The following is a 15662-nucleotide window of genomic DNA, read 5'->3' as shown; positions in this document are numbered from 1 at the left end:
CTGCCGCAGGGTGGCGCCCTTTTTGTTTCAGGCCGCAGCGGTCTGCTGTTTGGGTTTGGCCAAGCCAACGATCAGGCGCTGGGCGGGGCGCTCGATCAGCACATGCGCCAGATGGGCGATGGCGATGGCCACCGCAAAGGCTATCAGGCCGAGCATAGCGAGGGCGGCCGGCGTGGTGAGATGCAGCAGCTTGCCGCCGACGCCGAAAGCCAGCATCAGGACGGGGGCGTGGACTAGATACAGCGCATAGGAAATATCGCCGAGCCAGAGCAGGGGTTTGGCGCGCATCAGCCCGGCTTTGGCGGATTTTCCGCGATGGGCCAGCAGCAGGATGGTGACGATGATGATCGGCCAGAACACTGCATTGGCCGCACCAAGCCAGGCGGCATTGAGCGCTGCGGCGAGCGTCGCCAGCAGCAGCATCGACAACAAGCCGGTGTCGCGGGCATCAGGCGTGCTGGTTTGATCCAGCCAGTAGCGCAGCACGACCCCGGCAAAGAATGAGGGAATGATGCGCAGAACGCCGATATGGATGGTCATTTCCATCAGGTCTTCGTGCAGAACCTGGCTCGCGACCAGCGCACAGATGACGAAGAGCAGCGCCGCGGCAATGAGCCGGGCGAGCAGACTGGGCAGGCGATCGACCGCCAGCAGGAACAGCGGAAACGCCAGATAAGCGCACCACTCGGCGCTGATCGACCACGAGGGTTGGTTCCACGCAAGCTCGGAGGCGAGGCCGGTAGCGTGCAGCATGGTGACGTTGAGCAGGAACGACGTCACGCTCGGTTGCCAATCGGGCACCAGGCCGAGGCGGGTGCCGACCAGGATCAGCGCGGCGACGCCGAGCAGGGTGGCGATATGGAGCGGCCAGACGCGGGCGAAACGCTTGAGCATGAAACTGGCATGGCGATAGCTGCCATTGCGCCAGGCGTCGCGATAGACGTGGGTGAGCACGAAGCCCGAGAGCACGAAGAAGAAGTCCACGGCCAGCGGCCCATAATGCAGCGGCGGGAACCAGCGGCTGAGAAAGCCCTGCGCATAGGCATCGACATGGTAGAGCACGACGAAGCAGGCGGCAAAGCCGCGCGCGGCGGTGAGTTCGTCCAGCCGCAGGGGTGGATTGACCGGGTTGGCGGTGTGCAGCGATGGATCGATCAGGTGCTGGTTCATCATCCGCCCGGCAGGTTGGTTGGGGCGAATGGTAGCGGCGAACCGCTAATTTTCGGTTCGGGCGCTAAAGCAAAACGGCGGCGCTTTTGGCGCCGCCGGTATCGATCAGGCCTTGAGCTTGGGGCTCGTGGCATTCTGGCGCTCGATCATCCAGCCGGGATATTCAGGCGGCAGGGCGCTGACCTTGTCGAGCTTTTCCAACTGTTCGGGCGAGAGGACGATGTCAACCGCGGCGAGGTTGTCGTCGAGTTGTTCGACCGACTTGGCGCCAATGATCACCGACATCACATGCTTCTGGTGCAGCAACCAGGCCAGCGCGATACGGGCAACCGAAACGCCCATGCTGTCGCCGATTTCGCGCATCACATCGACCGCATCAAAGGCGCGGTCCTTGTTGACGGGCGGGAAATCAAAATTGACGCGGCGGGAGCCTTCGGGGCCGCTGCCGTCGCGGTTGTACTTGCCGCTGAGCAGACCACCGGCGAGCGGGCTCCACACCATCAGGCCGAGCTTTTCTTCGGTCAGGACGTGCATCAGTTCGCGTTCCAGATCACGCCCGGCAATGGTGTAGTAGGACTGCATGGTGGAAAAGCGCGCCCAGCCATGCTTGTCGGCAATGCCAAGCGCCTTCATGATGCGCCAGGCGGCCCAGTTGGAGACGCCGACATAGCGAACGTGGCCCTGCTGGACCAGGTCTTCGAGCGCGCGGACGGTTTCCTCGACCGGGGTCAATTCGTCCTGCGAATGGATCTGGTAGAGGTCGATGTAGTCGGTGTTGAGGCGTTTGAGGCTCGCCTTGACCGCATCCATGATGTGGCCGCGCGACGAGCCGCGATCGTTGACGCCCTTGCCGGTGCCGCCGGTGCATTTGGTGGCCAGCACGATGTCGGTGCGCTTGCGGCCGGAGTTGACCATGGCGCGGCCGGTGATCTCTTCGGAGAGGCCTTCGGAGTAAACGTCTGCGGTATCAATGAAATTGACGCCAGCATCGAGGGCGCGGGCGACGATGGAGTCGGCGGTGCCCTGATCGAGTTGGCCGATGGCGGTCCAGAAACCGGCGCCACCGAATGTCATGGTGCCAAGGCAAATTTCAGAGACGAGCAAGCCCGTCCCTCCAAGGGATTTGTAACGCATGGGTGCGTCCTTCATGAAAGATATGACACTGCGTCGACGCCTGTAAGGGCGGGGCAAGACTTCAAAATGGGTGAAGCGCCGGGCAGGAACGGTGTGCCGACAAGCAAAGTCTATAGCACGGATATGGCATTTTCACGAAACGAAAACGGCGCCCCGCAGGGCGCCGTGGTGATTTTGGCGCGTGCAGCACGCTAGAGATAGCGCCCGGCCGGCTGGGCGCGGGAGAGATTGGGCGCCAGCTGATGGCGCGCGGCCTCGAACTGATCCCAATGGGCGCGTTCGGGCAGGGCGGGGATGGTGACCAGCTCGCCCTGATCCAGACCAGCGAGGGAGGCATCGACCATGGCTTCGGTTTCCATGACGATTTCCTGGGGCAGGTATTCCACCGGCGTGCCGGACTTGGCCCAGATGGCCGTGCGGGTGGCGCCGGGCAGAACGGCCTGCAGATGGACGCCTTTGCCGGCCAGATCAACATCCAGCGCCTGCGTCAGCGTCAGCACGAATGCCTTGGTGGCGCTGTAGAGCGCCGAGGTGGGCATATGCATCAATGCCATCACCGATGCGATGTTGATGATGGTGCCGCTGCCGCGGGCGACCATCGGGCCAGACGCAGCCCAGGCAAGGCGAGCGACGGCGGTGACGTTGAGATCGACCACGGCACTGACCGAGGCCGAACTGAGCTCGGCGAACGAGCCGCCCTTGTTGATGCCGGCATTGTTGACCAGCAAATCCACCGCCGGAGTGGCGGCAAGGCGAGCCTCGACGCGCTGCAGATCGTCGCGGTTGGCAAGATCGGCAGGAAGAATTTCGATGCTGCGGCCGGTTTGTTGGCGCAAGGTCGTGGCGAGCGCTTCGAGCTTGTCGATGCTGCGGGCCACCAGCACCAGATTGTAGCCGCGCGTGGCCAGCCGGTCGGCATAGACGGCGCCGATGCCTTCGGATGCGCCGGTGATCAGCGCGGTCTTGCCATTATGTGCTTCGGTCATTTCAACATTCCAAAATCTTGCACCACCCAGCGTGGTGTCACTTAAATTATGGTCATCATATAAATATGCAAGAGAGGTCACGAAAAGAATTTTGCGCCTAGGCCTTGGTGAGCAGGGCGGTCTTGACGGTGCTGAGGATTTCTTCGGACAGCGGCGTCCCTGCGGTGGCGCGGGCGAGGGTGATGGCGCCGACAACGGTGGCATAATCCACCAGCGCACCGGCCCGGTCGGTGCTGATGCCAGTGTCGCCGGCCATGCGCGCGATTGCTGCCTCGAGCCCCTTAACAAAGGCATTGGCCGTGCCGGTATCGGCAGGGTTGCGGCCGATATCATTGGCCAGCGCGGCGACGACGCAGCCATTGGCGGGATCGTCACGGTGGGTTGCGGAGAGATAGGTCTGCAGCAGGTCGCGGCGCGCGGCGGCGTTGTTGCCCGCACTGCGCGTGGTGATGGTGGTGAACAGGTCATCGAGCCAGTCGAAGGCGTGGGCGGTTGCCTGGGCGGCCAAGGCTTCCTTGGAGGCGAAATGGCCGTAGAAGCCGCCATGGGTCAGCCCGGCGGCCCGCATGATTTCGGGCACGCTGGTGGCCGCGACACCCTGCTTGCGAAACAGATGCGACGCCGCGTCCAGAATGCCCTGATGATGTTCGCTTGCCTGCTGCCTGCTTGCCTTGGCCATGATGGTCTCCTTGGATGGAGAATATATGATGGCCGACATGAAAACAAAGAGGCAGGACGAAAAAGCGCTACCTGGCGCGGATGCGATTGTTGCGGGGGCCATGCTCCAATTCGGCGAGGCCCAGCACTTCGAGCACTGGCGAGACGTAGTTGCCGAAGCGGCCGCGCAGGCCTTTCTTGATGCCGTAAAAGCCGCCGACGGGGTTGTCGGGGGAACGGGCCCAGGCTTCCAGCGTGCCTTCCTTGGCGGGCTTTTGTTCGTCGGCATTGCCGAGTTCCATCCAGTCGCCATGGGCCTTGAGCATGGCGACGGCATCCTCAATGCAGCGAAGCTGGTAGCGTAATTCGGTGCCGCTGGCGAAGCAGACCAGCGCTGGTGGGCTGGCGGTTTCGTCGCGATACATCAGGATGTCGGAGGTATTGGGCGGCGTCTTGAGCTGCCAGGGATCGTCTTTCGTGCCGCTCCCTTGGGTCATCTTCTTGCCTCCGCCTTGGTTATAGTGTGGGTCTGGCTGACGGGCAAATGCAAGTGCAAAAGACTGGGTGGGATGGACCCAGCCTTGATATTTGCGCCGGTGAATCTCCCTCAAGAGCGCTCGCGCAGCGCCTTGAACAGGAGCAGATGCGAGACCATCAGCCATGGCACGAACCAAGCGATGACGTAAAACATCGCCCCGACATGCTCGGCAAACTGAAACCGCAACCCCTGCACGGTGACGACAGCCAAATCCAGCAGGCCAAAACAGTTGGTGAACCATACCCATCCGATCGCCCAACGTGCACGCTGTCTTAGTGCCGCAATTGCCACCAAGGCGAAGGCTGTGGTGGCCATGTCACCCAGGACTTGCGGGTAGGTGAACTCGGTCGAAAGGCCGGGCATGGTGACGCCCGGCATCAGGGAAATGGGGCTGATAAATCTAAAACAGTGCACCACCAACAGCACTTGCAAGCCGGCAACGGGCTGGAGCGACCGCGCCCAAGGCGAGATAAACCAACGCCACAGCAAGGCCGCTGTTATCGTCATCGACCCCAATGCCGAAAAAAAATACAGTTTCTCCATGTGTATCCCGCCCACCTGTTGATACATACAGTCTGTCTGTATGCAACTTACAAACGGTGTGTATGTAATGTCAATGAGCAATGCCGAGCACAGCGAAGCGACCCGGGCAACGTTGGTAAACGTCGCGCGCAGGGAATTTTTCAGGGGGTTTGCCGAGGTCAGCACGGAAGATCTGGCCAGGGCGGCCAAGTTGACGCGTGGTGCGCTGTACCATCACTACCACGGCAAACTTGAACTGTTTGCTGCGGTGGTCGAGGCGTTGATGCAGGAAATGCATCTTGCGATCGCGCAAGCGACGCGCACCGTTCAAGACCCCTGGAAAGCGCTGCACCGCGGGATGCAGGTGTTTCTTGATCTCAGTGAGCGACCCGAAATGCGCATAATTTTATTCGTCGACGGGCCGGCGGCGCTGGGGTGGCTGCGTTGGCGGGAGATGGACGCGAAATACGGTTTGGGCCTGCTGCAGGGCGCGCTTGAGGCGGCGATGGACAGTGGGTCGATCAAGCGTCGGCCAGTCAAACCACTTGCGCACCTGCTGCTGGGGGCGTTGACCGAAGCCGCCATGCTGCTCGGGCAGGTCGATGCGCCGGGCGAGTGGCGGGAAAATGTCGAAGAGTCGCTCGCTGCAATGCTCGACGGCCTTCGTATTTAACTGGTCTTCGTCGCCCTGCGCTTCCGGGGGTGCCGGCTTTCGGCACATGCTGGGCGGCGCAGGGGCAATAAAGGCCGGATCAATGATCCGGCCTCTTCGAAAATGCTTGGGTCTGGCTTACGCCATGGCCTTCTGCAGGTTCTGGTCGATGGCATCGAGGAACCCGATGGTGGAGAGCCATGGCTGATCCGGGCCGACGAGCAGGGACAGGTCCTTGGTCATCTTGCCTTCTTCGATGGTGTCGACGGTCACCTTTTCGAGGGTCAGGGCGAAATTCTTGAGGGCGTCGTTGCCGTCGAGCTTGGCGCGATGGGCGAGGCCACGGGTCCAGGCAAAGATCGAGGCGGTGGAATTGGTCGAGGTTTCCTTGCCCTGCTGATGCTGGCGGTAGTGACGGGTCACCGTGCCATGGGCGGCTTCGGCTTCGACGATCTTGCCATCGGGGGTCGCCAGAACCGAAGTCATCAGGCCGAGCGAGCCAAAACCCTGCGCTACGATGTCGGACTGCACGTCGCCGTCATAGTTCTTGCAGGCCCAGACATAGCCGCCGGACCACTTGAGGGCCGAAGCGACCATGTCGTCGATCAGGCGGTGCTCGTACCAGATCTTCTTGGCTTCGTACTTTTCCTTGAATTCGCGGTCGTAGATGTCCTGGAAGATATCCTTGAAGCGCCCGTCATAGGCCTTGAGGATGGTGTTCTTGGTGGAGAGGTAGCAGGGCACGCCGCGATCATAGGCGTAGTTCAGCGACGAATAGGCGAAGTCGCGGATCGAATCGTCGAGGTTGTACATGGCCATGGCCACGCCGGCGCCTGGCGCCTGGTAGACTTCGTGCTCGATGACCTTGCCGTCTTCGCCGGTGAACTTGATGGTCAGCGTGCCCTTGCCGGGGAAGCGGAAATCGGTGGCGCGATACTGGTCGCCAAAAGCATGGCGGCCGACGATGATCGGCTGGGTCCAGCCGGGCACCAGGCGCGGCACATTCTTGCAGATGATGGGTTCGCGGAAGATCACGCCGCCCAGGATGTTGCGGATGGTGCCGTTGGGCGACTTCCACATCTTCTTGAGCTTGAATTCCTCGACGCGCTGCTCATCGGGGGTGATGGTGGCGCACTTGATGCCGACGCCGTATTTCTGGATGGCGTGGGCAGAATCGATGGTCACCTGATCATTGGTGGCGTCGCGATTTTCGACGCTGAGGTCATAATATTCAATCGGCAGATCGAGATAGGGATGGATCAGCTTGTCCTTGATCGCCTGCCAGATGATGCGGGTCATCTCATCGCCGTCGAGGTCGACGACCGGGTTGGCGACTTTAATCTTGGACATACAAAAGCTCCCTGAAATCTGTGGTTTGGCCGCAGCCACTGTCTTGGCCCATATAGCATTCGCCGGGCAAAGCGCAAAGGCTGGCTGGGCAAGGGGGCATGCCCGGAACGGCGATAACGCCCATTCTTGACTGCGTGTATCTACACGCCTACATGATGGCGCATGGACAGGGAATTCGATCAGTGTCTGGTGCTCAACACCCGCATGGCGGCCCGCGCGATCACGCGGCGCTATGACCGGCGGCTGCGGCCATTCGGGATTACGGCGGCGCAGTTTACGATTTTGAATTCCATTGCCTCCAGTCCGGATCGATCGGTCACGGATTTGGCACAGTCGATTGCGATGGAGCGCTCGACGCTGTCGCGTAATCTGGATGTGCTGGCGCGCAAGCAACTGGTAGAGCGGCATGACGCGGCCAAAGGAAATGGCCGGGTCTGCGCGCTGACCGAGGCGGGGCGGGTGCTGGCGGCGTCGCTGGTGCCGGAATGGCGCAAGGCGCAGGCGGAGCTGCGCGATGCGCTGGCGCCGCATTCGATGGACGAAACCGTCAGCACGCTGCGGCTGCTGGCGAGCCTTTGAAATTGACTGAAATGGGCGATCAACGCCCGCAACCGTGTAGATACACAGGAGAATTGAATGCTCATTCCCGATAGCGCTGATCCGATCGTGGTGACCGGTATGGGCGTCGTCTCGCCGCTGGGCGTTGGTGTGCAGACCAACTGGACGCGGCTGATGGCGGGCAAGAGCGGCATTGTTCACAATGACCGGTTCGACACGACCGGCTTTACCGCGACCATCGCCGGTCTGGTGCCGAGCAAGGAAACCGATCCGGAAGGCTTTGATCCGCTGGTGGCGATTGATGCCAAGGACGTCAAGAAGATGGACCTGTTCATCCAGTACGGTCTGGTCGCGGCTGCCGAGGCGATTGCGCAGTCCGGTTGGGAACCGAAGACGCTGGACGAGCAAATTTCCACGGCGACGGTGATCGCCTCGGGCGTTGGTGGTTCGCCGGTGATGGCCAAGGCCGCGCTGACGGTGGCCGAGAAAGGCCCGCGGCGGTTATCGCCATTCACTGTGCCATCGTTCCTCGCCAATCTGGCCGCCGGCTGGATTTCGATCCGCTACGGCTTCAAGGGTCCGATCGGCACGCCGGTGACCGCGTGTGCGGCTTCGGCGCAGGCAATCGGTGATGGCATGCGCCTGATCATGACCGGCGAGGCCGAGGTGGCCATTGTTGGTGGGGCTGAAGGTTCGGTCGATCCGATCTCGCTGGGCGGTTTCGGCGCGGCGCGGGCGCTGTCGACGGCGCATAATGATGCGCCGTCCAAGGCCTCGCGGCCGTTCGATGCCGGGCGCGACGGCTTTGTTTTGTCGGAAGGCGCGGCGGTGCTGGTGATCGAAAAGCTCAGCCATGCCAAGGCACGTGGCGCGACGCCACTGGCGATTCTGGCAGGCTATGGCACTTCCGCCGATGCCTATCACCTGACCTCGGGTTCGCCAGATGGCGCCGGGGCGCAGATTGCGATGAACAATGCGCTGAAGATGGCGCAGCTGACGGCGGCGGATATCGACTATGTCAGCGCGCACAGCACCTCGACCGAAATTGGCGATGCCGCCGAAATCGCTGGCCTGTCGGCGATTTTTGCCGGGCGCGGCAAGGATCTGGCGGTGACGGCGTTGAAATCGGCAACGGGCCATCTGCTCGGCGCGGCCGGGGCGCTGGCGGCGATCGTGTCGATCGAGGCGATCCGTCACGGCATGGTGCCGGCGACGTTGAACCTGGATCAGCCCGACGAAGCGGCCGACAAGTTCGATCTGGTCCCCAACGTCGCCAAGGCCAAGGCGCTCAAGCACGTGCTGGCCAATGCGTTCGGCTTTGGCGGCGTGAATGCGGCTTTGGTGTTTTCCAAATACGAAGCCAAGTAGGCGCTATTTGGTCTTGGGTTTGAGCGTCTTCACATGGTGCTCGGCCAGCACGATCCACTCGCGCAGCGTGTCTTTTGACTCGGCTTCATCAGCATCAAGCCAGATGAAGCCGGTCATGGCCCCCTTGCCGTGGGTCATCGGGCGGGCGCCGGGGCGTTCAAGGGCCGCCTCATAATTGTCCTTGCCGACGGCGATCATGGCGCGACCGTCTTTTTTGGCCGAGATGAACAGGTGGCCATTGAGCAGGAAACTCAGCCCGCCGAACATTTTCTTCTCGGTGATGCGTGGATCGCCATCGAGCAGGTCACGGATACGGTTGGACAGTTCAATCAATTGGTCGGACATGGTCAGGGGCTCGTGCTGTCGCGATAGCGCTCATGTTGGGGCAGGTCGGGATCGATAACATCCCAGCCGTGATGGCTGCGGGCGAAAATCAGCTGATTGGGCGCGAACCAGTCTGCCGCGTCGCCGAACAGGCCAGCTGGAACGAGCAGCCTATCGGGTGCTCGACTGGAACTGCCGTAAAGCGGAGTACCACACTGCGGGCAGAAGTGGCGCGTGAAGATTGCGCCGGAATCGGCTGTTCGCGCATAGCTTTTGGCTGGGCCAGAGATGCTTACATCGGCCGCCTTAAACATCGCCACGCTGGAATGTCCGGTGCCGGTTGCACGCTGGCAATCGCGGCAGGAGCACAACAGCATGGATTGGACTTGGCCCTTGAGGGTGACCGTGACGGCGCCACAGGCGCAGCCTGCCGTCAGGTCCAGCATGGGGCGGGGTTGGCGTTCCATGGCGCAAGACTCGCATGGCGCGGCGCAGGCTGGCAAGCGGGGCCTTGCATTTGATCGCTGCGTGGGCAAAGTGCGCCGAGGTGAGGGTTTATGGCGCTTTATCCCGATTTTCCGCTGCAGACAGCGCGCTTGCGGCTTCGCCCGTTTACGCGGGGCGATATCGATGCGGTGTTCGACTATCGGCGGCGCGAGGATGTGGCGCAGTTTTTGTTCGATGTGGCCCTGAGCCGGGACGAATGTGCCCTGGCGGTGCAGCAGCGGATCGGGCAGGTCGCCTTCGAGAGCGAAGGCGACAAGATCATTGTCGCGGTTGAACTGCTGGAGACCGGCCAGATTATCGGCGAGATGTCGCTGATCTGGCGCAGCGCCGACAATCGGCAGGCCGAAATCGGCTGGATTTTTCACCCCACATATCAGGGCAAGGGTTATGCCACCGAAGCGTCGGAGGCGCTGTTCGCTTTGGCCTTTGGGCCGGGCGATATTCATCGGGTGATGGCGCGGTGCGATACAGGCAATGAGCGGTCGTGGCGGCTGATGGAGCGGCTTGGCATGCGGCGGGAAGCGCATTTCCGCGAACACGCCCTGGTCAAAGGCTCGTGGGACGAAGAGTTCATCTATGCCATTTTATGGCAGGAATGGCGCAAGCGGCAGAGCGCTGGAGCCGCATAGAATTCCTTCCTTCGCAGTGGGTAAGATATTCCAGCTACACCGGCGGAACCTCCCTGAATCCTTCGCGTTTCTGCCCCAGGGCCGGAGCGAAGGGAGCTTTCCATGACGTCGTTGAAATTACCGATCAACACCGATCTGCTGACGCTGCGGCCATTCAAGCGCTCTGACGCCGAAGCCGTCGCCAGCTATATCTGCCTCGCAGATGCGCAGCGTTATGTTGATGGCGTCATGCGCAACAAGCGCGACGTGGCTGCGGCGGTGGCGGCAATGTGCGAGCAGGTCAATCTGCAGCGGCCGGGTGATATCTTCACGCTGGCAATCGTCAAGGCTGGCGAAGAGGCGGTGATCGGGCACGTGTCGCTGCGCTGGTCGGATGCGACGGCCGGGCAGGGCGAACTGACCTTCATCCTGCATCCGCGTTATGTGGGGCAGGGCCTTGCCACCCAGGCGATCACATCAGTGCTCGATATCGCCTTCGACCATTTCCATATTCATCGGGTGTTTGCGCGCTGCGACGGGCGCAATCATCATTCGGCCAAGCTGTTTGAAAAGATGGGCATGCGGCTCGAAGCACACTATCGCGAACACGCGCTGTTCCAGGGCGAGTGGGACGAGGAATTGCACTTTGCCATTCTCGATCGCGAATGGCGGCCGTCGAGCAAGGTGCATCAAATTCCGCGGCAGAACCGGGTGGCCTAGCAGCCGCTATTTGCGTGATGCGCCTGTGTTGGGTTATGTCCCGGGCTCTTGACGGGAACTCAGCACATGGCCGGCACCGACTCCTCCATCGACATTGTCTTGCGGCCGACGCCAGCGGTGATCTTGTGCGAACCGCAATTGGGCGAGAATATTGGCACCGCAGCGCGGGCCATGGCCAATTTCGGGCTGTGGGATTTGCGCCTGGTGCGTCCGCGCGATGGCTGGCCAAACGAGCGGGCGACCAATGCGGCGTCGCGCGCCGACCATGTAATCCAGCGGGTGCGGGTGTTTGAAACCGTCGAGGCGGCGATTGCCGATCTGTCGATGGTGTATGCCACCACGGCGCGGCCACGCGACCTGCAAAAGCCGGTATTTGGGCCCGAAGAGGCAGGCGGCAACCTGGTGGGCCATATTGCTGGCGGTGGCGGGGCTGGCCTGCTGTTCGGTCGCGAACGCTGGGGCTTGCTGAACGAGGAGGTGGCGCTGGCCGACGCCATTGTGACGCTGCCCGTGGAAGCGGCGTTTGCTTCCTTGAACATCGCGCAGGCGGTGTTGATCCTGGCCTATGAATGGCGCCGACAGAGCGATCTGGGGACGGCGCTGCCATTTGGCGATGTGCTGGCGGATGCCGCGCCGCGCGAGGAACTGGTGGGCTTGTTCGGGCATCTGGAAGGCCTGCTGGATCAGTCCGGCTTCTTCACCGCGCCGGACAAGCGGCCAACGGTGATCAACAATCTGCGCACCATGCTGACGCGTGGAAATTTTTCCAGCCAGGAAATCCGGACCTTGCGGGGGGTGCTGTCGTCGCTTGATCGCAAGCATGAGCGGCCCAATCCGCAGCGGCAAAAGCCGCAGGAATAGGTCGGCGCGTTCGCAATCACGCACAAAAAATAGGCGGAACGGACGGTTTCGGCTTTGACCAGGCGGCAGCTTGATGGCATGGATGCGGCACCATGACCCAGCCCTCCGCAGCAGCCACCCCCTCCACGCAAGCGCTCAGCTATACCGGTTTCCGGTTTTTCTGGTTGACGACGTTGCTGGTGAGTTTTGCTGTCCAGATCATGTCGGTGTCGATCGCCTGGCAGATTTACGATGTCACCGGCAGCGCCTTCCTGCTCGGGCTCGTCGGTTTGTCGCTGTTCCTGCCGGCGCTGCTGCTGATCCTGGTGACGGGGCTGGCCTCCGACCGGTTCAACCGCCGCCGCATCATGGCGATCTGCCTTGGGGTGGAACTGCTGTGCGCGCTGGGCTTTCTGGCGTTTGTCGGCGCCAAGGCCCACGAAGTCTGGCCGATTTTCGTCATCCTCGTGACCTTGGGCACCGCGCGCGCCTTCTGGAACCCGGCGGCACAGTCGCTGGCGCCAAATCTGGTGCCCAGCGAAGCCTTGGCCAACGCCATCACCGTCAATACGGCGGCCTGGCAATCGGCCTCCATCATCGGGCCGGCTATCGGTGGCCTGCTCTACGGCATTGCGCCGAGCGCGGCTTTTGGCACCGGCGCTGTCTTGATCGTGGTCGCGCTGGTTTCCGTGCTGATGATCCCCAAGCCGCCGCGACGGGAATCGCATCAGGCAACCAGCCTGGGCACCATGCTGGCCGGGTTTCGCTACATCTTCTCCAACAAGATCGTGCTCGGCGCAATTTCGCTGGATATGTTCGCGGTGATGATGGGCGGCGCGGTGGCGCTGCTGCCGATCTATGCCAAGGACATTTTGCATGCCGGGCCGCAGGCTTTGGGCATGCTGCGTGCCGCACCGGGCATTGGCGCCATCGTGATGGGGCTGGTGCTGACGCGCTTCCCGATCCGCAACAATGCCGGCAAGACGCTATTCCTGTTCGTTGGCCTGTTTGGCCTGTTCACTGCCCTGTTCGGGTTTTCGACCACGATCTGGATTTCGATCCCGCTGTTGGCGCTGATCGGGGCCTGCGACATGATCAGCGTCACCATCCGTGAAACCATCATGCAGCTGTGGACGCCCGAAGAGGTGCGCGGGCGCGTCAACGCGGTCAATTCGGTGTTTATCGGGGCCTCGAACGAGTTGGGCGAATTCCGCGCCGGCACTGTTGCGGCCCTGCTCGGTCCGGTGACTGCGGTGGTCATCGGCGGGTTCGGGTCGATGGCGATTGCCCTGATCTGGAGCCGGGCGTTCCCCGGCCTGCGCGAGCAGAAAACGCTCGACAAGAAAATGGCCTAGGGCCGGACAATTGCCCGGCTGCGCTTGACTTCGGGCGCTCCCCGCTTTATCACGCGCGCACCTACCGAGGCTTTCGAGCCCATAGGCGCACCCGGGATCTCCTTAATATTTGGGGTCTGTCGGTCATCCGGTTCTCCGGATGGCAGAGGAGGGCGCGATCCATTTCGACGTTTCTTGAAAGGATACGCGATGTCGAAGCGCAGTTCAGTTAAGCATAAGATCGACCGCCGTCTTGGCGAAAATATCTGGGGTCGTCCGAAGTCCCCGCTCAATGCCCGTGCCTATGGCCCCGGCCAGCATGGTCAGCGCCGCAAGGGCAAAATGAGCGACTACGGTCTGCAGCTCCGCGCCAAGCAGAAGCTCAAGGGCTATTACGGCTCGATCACCGAAAAGGCGTTCAAGCGTCTGTATTCCGAAGCTGCCCGCGTCAAGGGCGACACCGGCGAAAACCTGATCGGCCTCCTGGAAAGCCGCCTGGACGCGATCGTTTATCGCGCCAAGTTCGTGGCAACCGTGTTTGCTGCCCGTCAGTTCGTTTCCCATGGTCACATCCTGATCAATGGCAAGCGCGTCAATATCCCATCGTACCAGGTGCAGATCGGCGACGTGATCGAAGTGCGCGAGCGCTCCAAGCAGCTCGCAGTGCTGATCGAAGCCACCCAGCTGGCCGAGCGCGACGTTCCGGAATATGTGCAGACCGACCACCACAAGATGACCGCGACCTATGTGCGCAAGCCGTCGCTGTCGGACGTGCCCTATCCGGTCCAGATGGAACCGAACCTGGTCGTCGAATTCTACTCGCGTTAATTCGATCGATCGCAGAATTGGAAAGGGCCGCTCCTTGGAGCGGCCCTTTTGTTTTGGGTGATGTGCAGGTGAGAAAAGGGCCGCTCCTGAGAGCGGCCCTGTCTTTGTCAGGCGACCGCACCCGGCGGCAGTGGATCGGCAATGCCCCCCCGCGAGTCGAGGTAGCGTAGATCGTCGTAGTCGTTGGCGAAAATCTTGGTCTCCAGCGGGATCTGCTTTTCAAAGCCGCGCAGGCGCTGGTAGATCGAGATCAGGTTGATGATCGTGGTCCACGAATTCATCAGGAAGCTGAATGAATCGGCCACCTGGCCGAAGGCCGACAGGATTTGCTGGAACAAGCCAAAGGTCAGAACGCCAGCGATGATGCTCGGCCCCATCGCCAGATAGGGGAAGAACTGCGAGGCGTTGATGAACGCGTACCGGGCGACGTTGAAGTAGGTGTAGTGGAAATAGATGCGGAAGTAGTTGCGCTGCACGTTCTTGAACAGCTCGCGTACAGTGACCGGCTCGGCGCGATTGCCGTCATCCTCGCCGTAAACCAGCTCCTTGCGGAATGCAGCTTCGACCCGCTGATTGGCAAAGTTCAGCCCCGGCAGCCGTATGCCGACGGTGGCGAACAGCACGGTGCCAAAGATCGCCTGGAACAGCGCCAGCCAGACCAGGCTGCCCTGGACTGCCCCGAAGATCGGGATGTCGATAATGTGGGTTGAAAGGTTCCACAGGATGGGCAGGAACACGATCAGCGTCATGAAGGACGAGATGATGTTGAGCCCAAGGCCTTCAACGATCGACGAGAAGTTCTGGGTGTCTTCCTGCACGCGCTGGGCGGCGCCTTCGATGGTGCGCACCTGCGGCCAGTTGGCCATGTAGTAGAAGGTCATCGCCCGACGCCAACGCAGCAGGTAATGCGCATTGAGGAAGGCATTGATGACAAGCACGAAGATGTTGACGGCAAAAACGAGGGCGACCGTCGAGATCTGCCCAAAATATTCTTCGAGGGTAACCGTGCCCTTCTTGGCCGGATCAAGCGCGGTCTGGATCAGATCGTAGAACGAGCCATACCAATCGTTGAGCCAGGCGCTGACCTGCACATTGAAATAGACCACCTCGATGATGGTGACCGAGCCGACAACACTCCACCAGTACCAGCGGCGATTGTCGTTCCAGAAAAACCACGGCACGCAGAACAGGTAGCCGGCAACAATCACATATTGGTAGAGCCAGACCTTGTGGGTGTCGAAGAACGGCGCCGGATTGGCTTCGGTCACCGGAACGCCCAGCAACCCACCAAGGCTGAGATAGGGCTCGACGGCGCCGCCGATGGTGAACCAGATGAGCATGGTGAGCGCTATCCATGCCGCTGCCGACAGGAAGAAAAGTCTAGGATTGGGGAAGAATGAGCGGAACACCGGAGACTCCTGGTGGGCGGGGAGATTGTGTCATCTAACTGACGCAAAACGACTTAAGCAAGAATTCCGAATTAAAGCTTGGTAATGTTGGTGATCCACGAAGATCGCCGGTTTTCCTTCCCCTCAAAGGCCTGAGGCGTTATCAGCAACGGAGCCT

Annotated in this window: 18 protein-coding genes; 8 read left to right on the top strand and 10 right to left on the bottom strand. The window is 61.4% G+C overall.

Translation table 11 applies throughout. The features are described 5' to 3' along the window. Window positions 1-27 precede the first annotated feature (27 nt). The 6 genes from ABIT12_RS02485 to ABIT12_RS02460 all read right to left on the bottom strand — a co-directional run bounded on the left by ABIT12_RS02485 (window position 28) and on the right by ABIT12_RS02460 (window position 5028). Entirely contained in the window at window positions 28-1170 is a 1143-nt protein-coding gene (locus tag ABIT12_RS02485) for an acyltransferase (protein WP_348042997.1), read from the bottom strand. 105 nt (window positions 1171-1275) lie between these two features. Beyond that, a complete protein-coding gene (locus ABIT12_RS02480) occupies window positions 1276-2304 on the bottom strand; it encodes an aldo/keto reductase (protein ID WP_348042995.1) in 1029 nt (342 codons plus the stop codon). Between the two features lie 191 nt (window positions 2305-2495). Continuing rightward, window positions 2496-3290, bottom strand: coding sequence for an SDR family oxidoreductase (locus ABIT12_RS02475; RefSeq protein WP_348042993.1), 795 nt, complete (start codon window positions 3288-3290; stop codon window positions 2496-2498). Window positions 3291-3387: 97 nt separating this feature from the next. Continuing rightward, window positions 3388-3969, bottom strand: a complete 582-nt coding sequence (locus tag ABIT12_RS02470) for a TetR family transcriptional regulator (protein ID WP_348042991.1) — start codon at window positions 3967-3969, stop codon at window positions 3388-3390. Window positions 3970-4036: 67 nt separating this feature from the next. Continuing rightward, a complete protein-coding gene (locus ABIT12_RS02465) occupies window positions 4037-4444 on the bottom strand; it encodes a DUF6855 family protein (RefSeq protein ID WP_348042990.1) in 408 nt (135 codons plus the stop codon). Window positions 4445-4554: 110 nt separating this feature from the next. Beyond that, window positions 4555-5028 (bottom strand): hypothetical protein, encoded by a 474-nt coding sequence (locus tag ABIT12_RS02460; RefSeq protein WP_348042988.1) that lies wholly within the window; start codon window positions 5026-5028, stop codon window positions 4555-4557. 73 nt (window positions 5029-5101) lie between these two features. Here ABIT12_RS02460 and ABIT12_RS02455 point away from each other — a divergent pair, with 73 nt between their 5' ends. Next, window positions 5102-5680, top strand: a complete 579-nt coding sequence (locus ABIT12_RS02455) for a TetR/AcrR family transcriptional regulator (protein ID WP_348042986.1) — start codon at window positions 5102-5104, stop codon at window positions 5678-5680. A gap of 117 nt (window positions 5681-5797) precedes the next feature. Here the strand turns inward: ABIT12_RS02455 and ABIT12_RS02450 are convergent, their stop codons facing one another. Further along, entirely contained in the window at window positions 5798-7009 is a 1212-nt protein-coding gene (locus ABIT12_RS02450) for an NADP-dependent isocitrate dehydrogenase (RefSeq protein ID WP_348042984.1), read from the bottom strand. Window positions 7010-7171: 162 nt separating this feature from the next. Between ABIT12_RS02450 and ABIT12_RS02445 the strand changes: the two genes are divergently transcribed. Both ABIT12_RS02445 and fabF read left to right on the top strand, forming a co-directional pair. Beyond that, window positions 7172-7588, top strand: coding sequence for a MarR family winged helix-turn-helix transcriptional regulator (locus tag ABIT12_RS02445; protein ID WP_348042983.1), 417 nt, complete (start codon window positions 7172-7174; stop codon window positions 7586-7588). Between the two features lie 57 nt (window positions 7589-7645). Continuing rightward, window positions 7646-8935: a beta-ketoacyl-ACP synthase II gene (fabF, locus tag ABIT12_RS02440; protein ID WP_348042981.1), complete on the top strand. Its 1290-nt coding sequence runs from the start codon at window positions 7646-7648 to the stop codon at window positions 8933-8935. A 3-nt stretch (window positions 8936-8938) separates the two neighbouring features. Here fabF and ABIT12_RS02435 read toward each other — a convergent pair whose 3' ends face one another. Both ABIT12_RS02435 and ABIT12_RS02430 read right to left on the bottom strand, forming a co-directional pair. Then, entirely contained in the window at window positions 8939-9280 is a 342-nt protein-coding gene (locus ABIT12_RS02435; protein WP_348042979.1) for a TfoX/Sxy family protein, read from the bottom strand. 2 nt (window positions 9281-9282) lie between these two features. Next, a complete protein-coding gene (locus ABIT12_RS02430) occupies window positions 9283-9705 on the bottom strand; it encodes a GFA family protein (RefSeq protein WP_348063278.1) in 423 nt (140 codons plus the stop codon). A gap of 111 nt (window positions 9706-9816) precedes the next feature. On the opposite strand from ABIT12_RS02430, the gene ABIT12_RS02425 reads away from it, so the two are divergent. The 5 genes from ABIT12_RS02425 (at window position 9817) to rpsD (ending at window position 14096) form a co-directional block, all read left to right on the top strand. After that, on the top strand, window positions 9817-10395 hold the full coding sequence (locus tag ABIT12_RS02425; protein WP_348042975.1) for a GNAT family protein: 579 nt from the start codon (window positions 9817-9819) through the stop codon (window positions 10393-10395). 102 nt (window positions 10396-10497) lie between these two features. Next, window positions 10498-11094 (top strand): GNAT family protein, encoded by a 597-nt coding sequence (locus ABIT12_RS02420; protein WP_348042973.1) that lies wholly within the window; start codon window positions 10498-10500, stop codon window positions 11092-11094. Window positions 11095-11160: 66 nt separating this feature from the next. Further along, the gene (locus ABIT12_RS02415; RefSeq protein ID WP_348042971.1) at window positions 11161-11955 is read left to right on the top strand and encodes an RNA methyltransferase; all 795 of its coding nucleotides are present in this window, start codon (window positions 11161-11163) and stop codon (window positions 11953-11955) included. Between the two features lie 92 nt (window positions 11956-12047). Beyond that, the gene (locus ABIT12_RS02410; RefSeq protein WP_348042969.1) at window positions 12048-13289 is read left to right on the top strand and encodes an MFS transporter; all 1242 of its coding nucleotides are present in this window, start codon (window positions 12048-12050) and stop codon (window positions 13287-13289) included. A gap of 189 nt (window positions 13290-13478) precedes the next feature. After that, complete coding sequence (rpsD, locus tag ABIT12_RS02405; RefSeq protein WP_348042967.1) at window positions 13479-14096, top strand: 30S ribosomal protein S4; 618 nt, start codon at window positions 13479-13481, stop codon at window positions 14094-14096. A gap of 107 nt (window positions 14097-14203) precedes the next feature. Here the strand turns inward: rpsD and sbmA are convergent, their stop codons facing one another. Further along, entirely contained in the window at window positions 14204-15505 is a 1302-nt protein-coding gene (gene sbmA / locus ABIT12_RS02400; protein ID WP_348042965.1) for a peptide antibiotic transporter SbmA, read from the bottom strand. Window positions 15506-15662 lie beyond the last annotated feature (157 nt).

Source organism: Devosia sp. (assembly GCF_039927955.1).
In the GTDB taxonomy this organism is placed as follows: Bacteria; Pseudomonadota; Alphaproteobacteria; order Rhizobiales; family Devosiaceae; genus Devosia.
The sequence above is the reverse complement of the archived record's forward strand: the minus strand, read 5'-3'. Positions and strand labels throughout refer to the sequence as shown.

Bases quoted from the DNA above. Each gene is read 5' to 3' on its own strand.
- ABIT12_RS02485 (WP_348042997.1), bottom strand. From the start codon at position 1,170: ATGAACCAGCACCTGATCGATCCATCGCTGCACACCGCCAACCCGGTC.
- ABIT12_RS02480 (WP_348042995.1), bottom strand. From the start codon at position 2,304: ATGCGTTACAAATCCCTTGGAGGGACGGGCTTGCTCGTCTCTGAAATT.
- ABIT12_RS02475 (WP_348042993.1), bottom strand. From the start codon at position 3,290: ATGACCGAAGCACATAATGGCAAGACCGCGCTGATCACCGGCGCATCC.
- ABIT12_RS02470 (WP_348042991.1), bottom strand. From the start codon at position 3,969: ATGGCCAAGGCAAGCAGGCAGCAGGCAAGCGAACATCATCAGGGCATT.
- ABIT12_RS02465 (WP_348042990.1), bottom strand. From the start codon at position 4,444: ATGACCCAAGGGAGCGGCACGAAAGACGATCCCTGGCAGCTCAAGACG.
- ABIT12_RS02460 (WP_348042988.1), bottom strand. From the start codon at position 5,028: ATGGAGAAACTGTATTTTTTTTCGGCATTGGGGTCGATGACGATAACA.
- ABIT12_RS02455 (WP_348042986.1), top strand. From the start codon at position 5,102: ATGAGCAATGCCGAGCACAGCGAAGCGACCCGGGCAACGTTGGTAAAC.
- ABIT12_RS02450 (WP_348042984.1), bottom strand. From the start codon at position 7,009: ATGTCCAAGATTAAAGTCGCCAACCCGGTCGTCGACCTCGACGGCGAT.
- ABIT12_RS02445 (WP_348042983.1), top strand. From the start codon at position 7,172: ATGGACAGGGAATTCGATCAGTGTCTGGTGCTCAACACCCGCATGGCG.
- fabF (WP_348042981.1), top strand. From the start codon at position 7,646: ATGCTCATTCCCGATAGCGCTGATCCGATCGTGGTGACCGGTATGGGC.
- ABIT12_RS02435 (WP_348042979.1), bottom strand. From the start codon at position 9,280: ATGTCCGACCAATTGATTGAACTGTCCAACCGTATCCGTGACCTGCTC.
- ABIT12_RS02430 (WP_348063278.1), bottom strand. From the start codon at position 9,705: ATGCTGGACCTGACGGCAGGCTGCGCCTGTGGCGCCGTCACGGTCACC.
- ABIT12_RS02425 (WP_348042975.1), top strand. From the start codon at position 9,817: ATGGCGCTTTATCCCGATTTTCCGCTGCAGACAGCGCGCTTGCGGCTT.
- ABIT12_RS02420 (WP_348042973.1), top strand. From the start codon at position 10,498: ATGACGTCGTTGAAATTACCGATCAACACCGATCTGCTGACGCTGCGG.
- ABIT12_RS02415 (WP_348042971.1), top strand. From the start codon at position 11,161: ATGGCCGGCACCGACTCCTCCATCGACATTGTCTTGCGGCCGACGCCA.
- ABIT12_RS02410 (WP_348042969.1), top strand. From the start codon at position 12,048: ATGACCCAGCCCTCCGCAGCAGCCACCCCCTCCACGCAAGCGCTCAGC.
- rpsD (WP_348042967.1), top strand. From the start codon at position 13,479: ATGTCGAAGCGCAGTTCAGTTAAGCATAAGATCGACCGCCGTCTTGGC.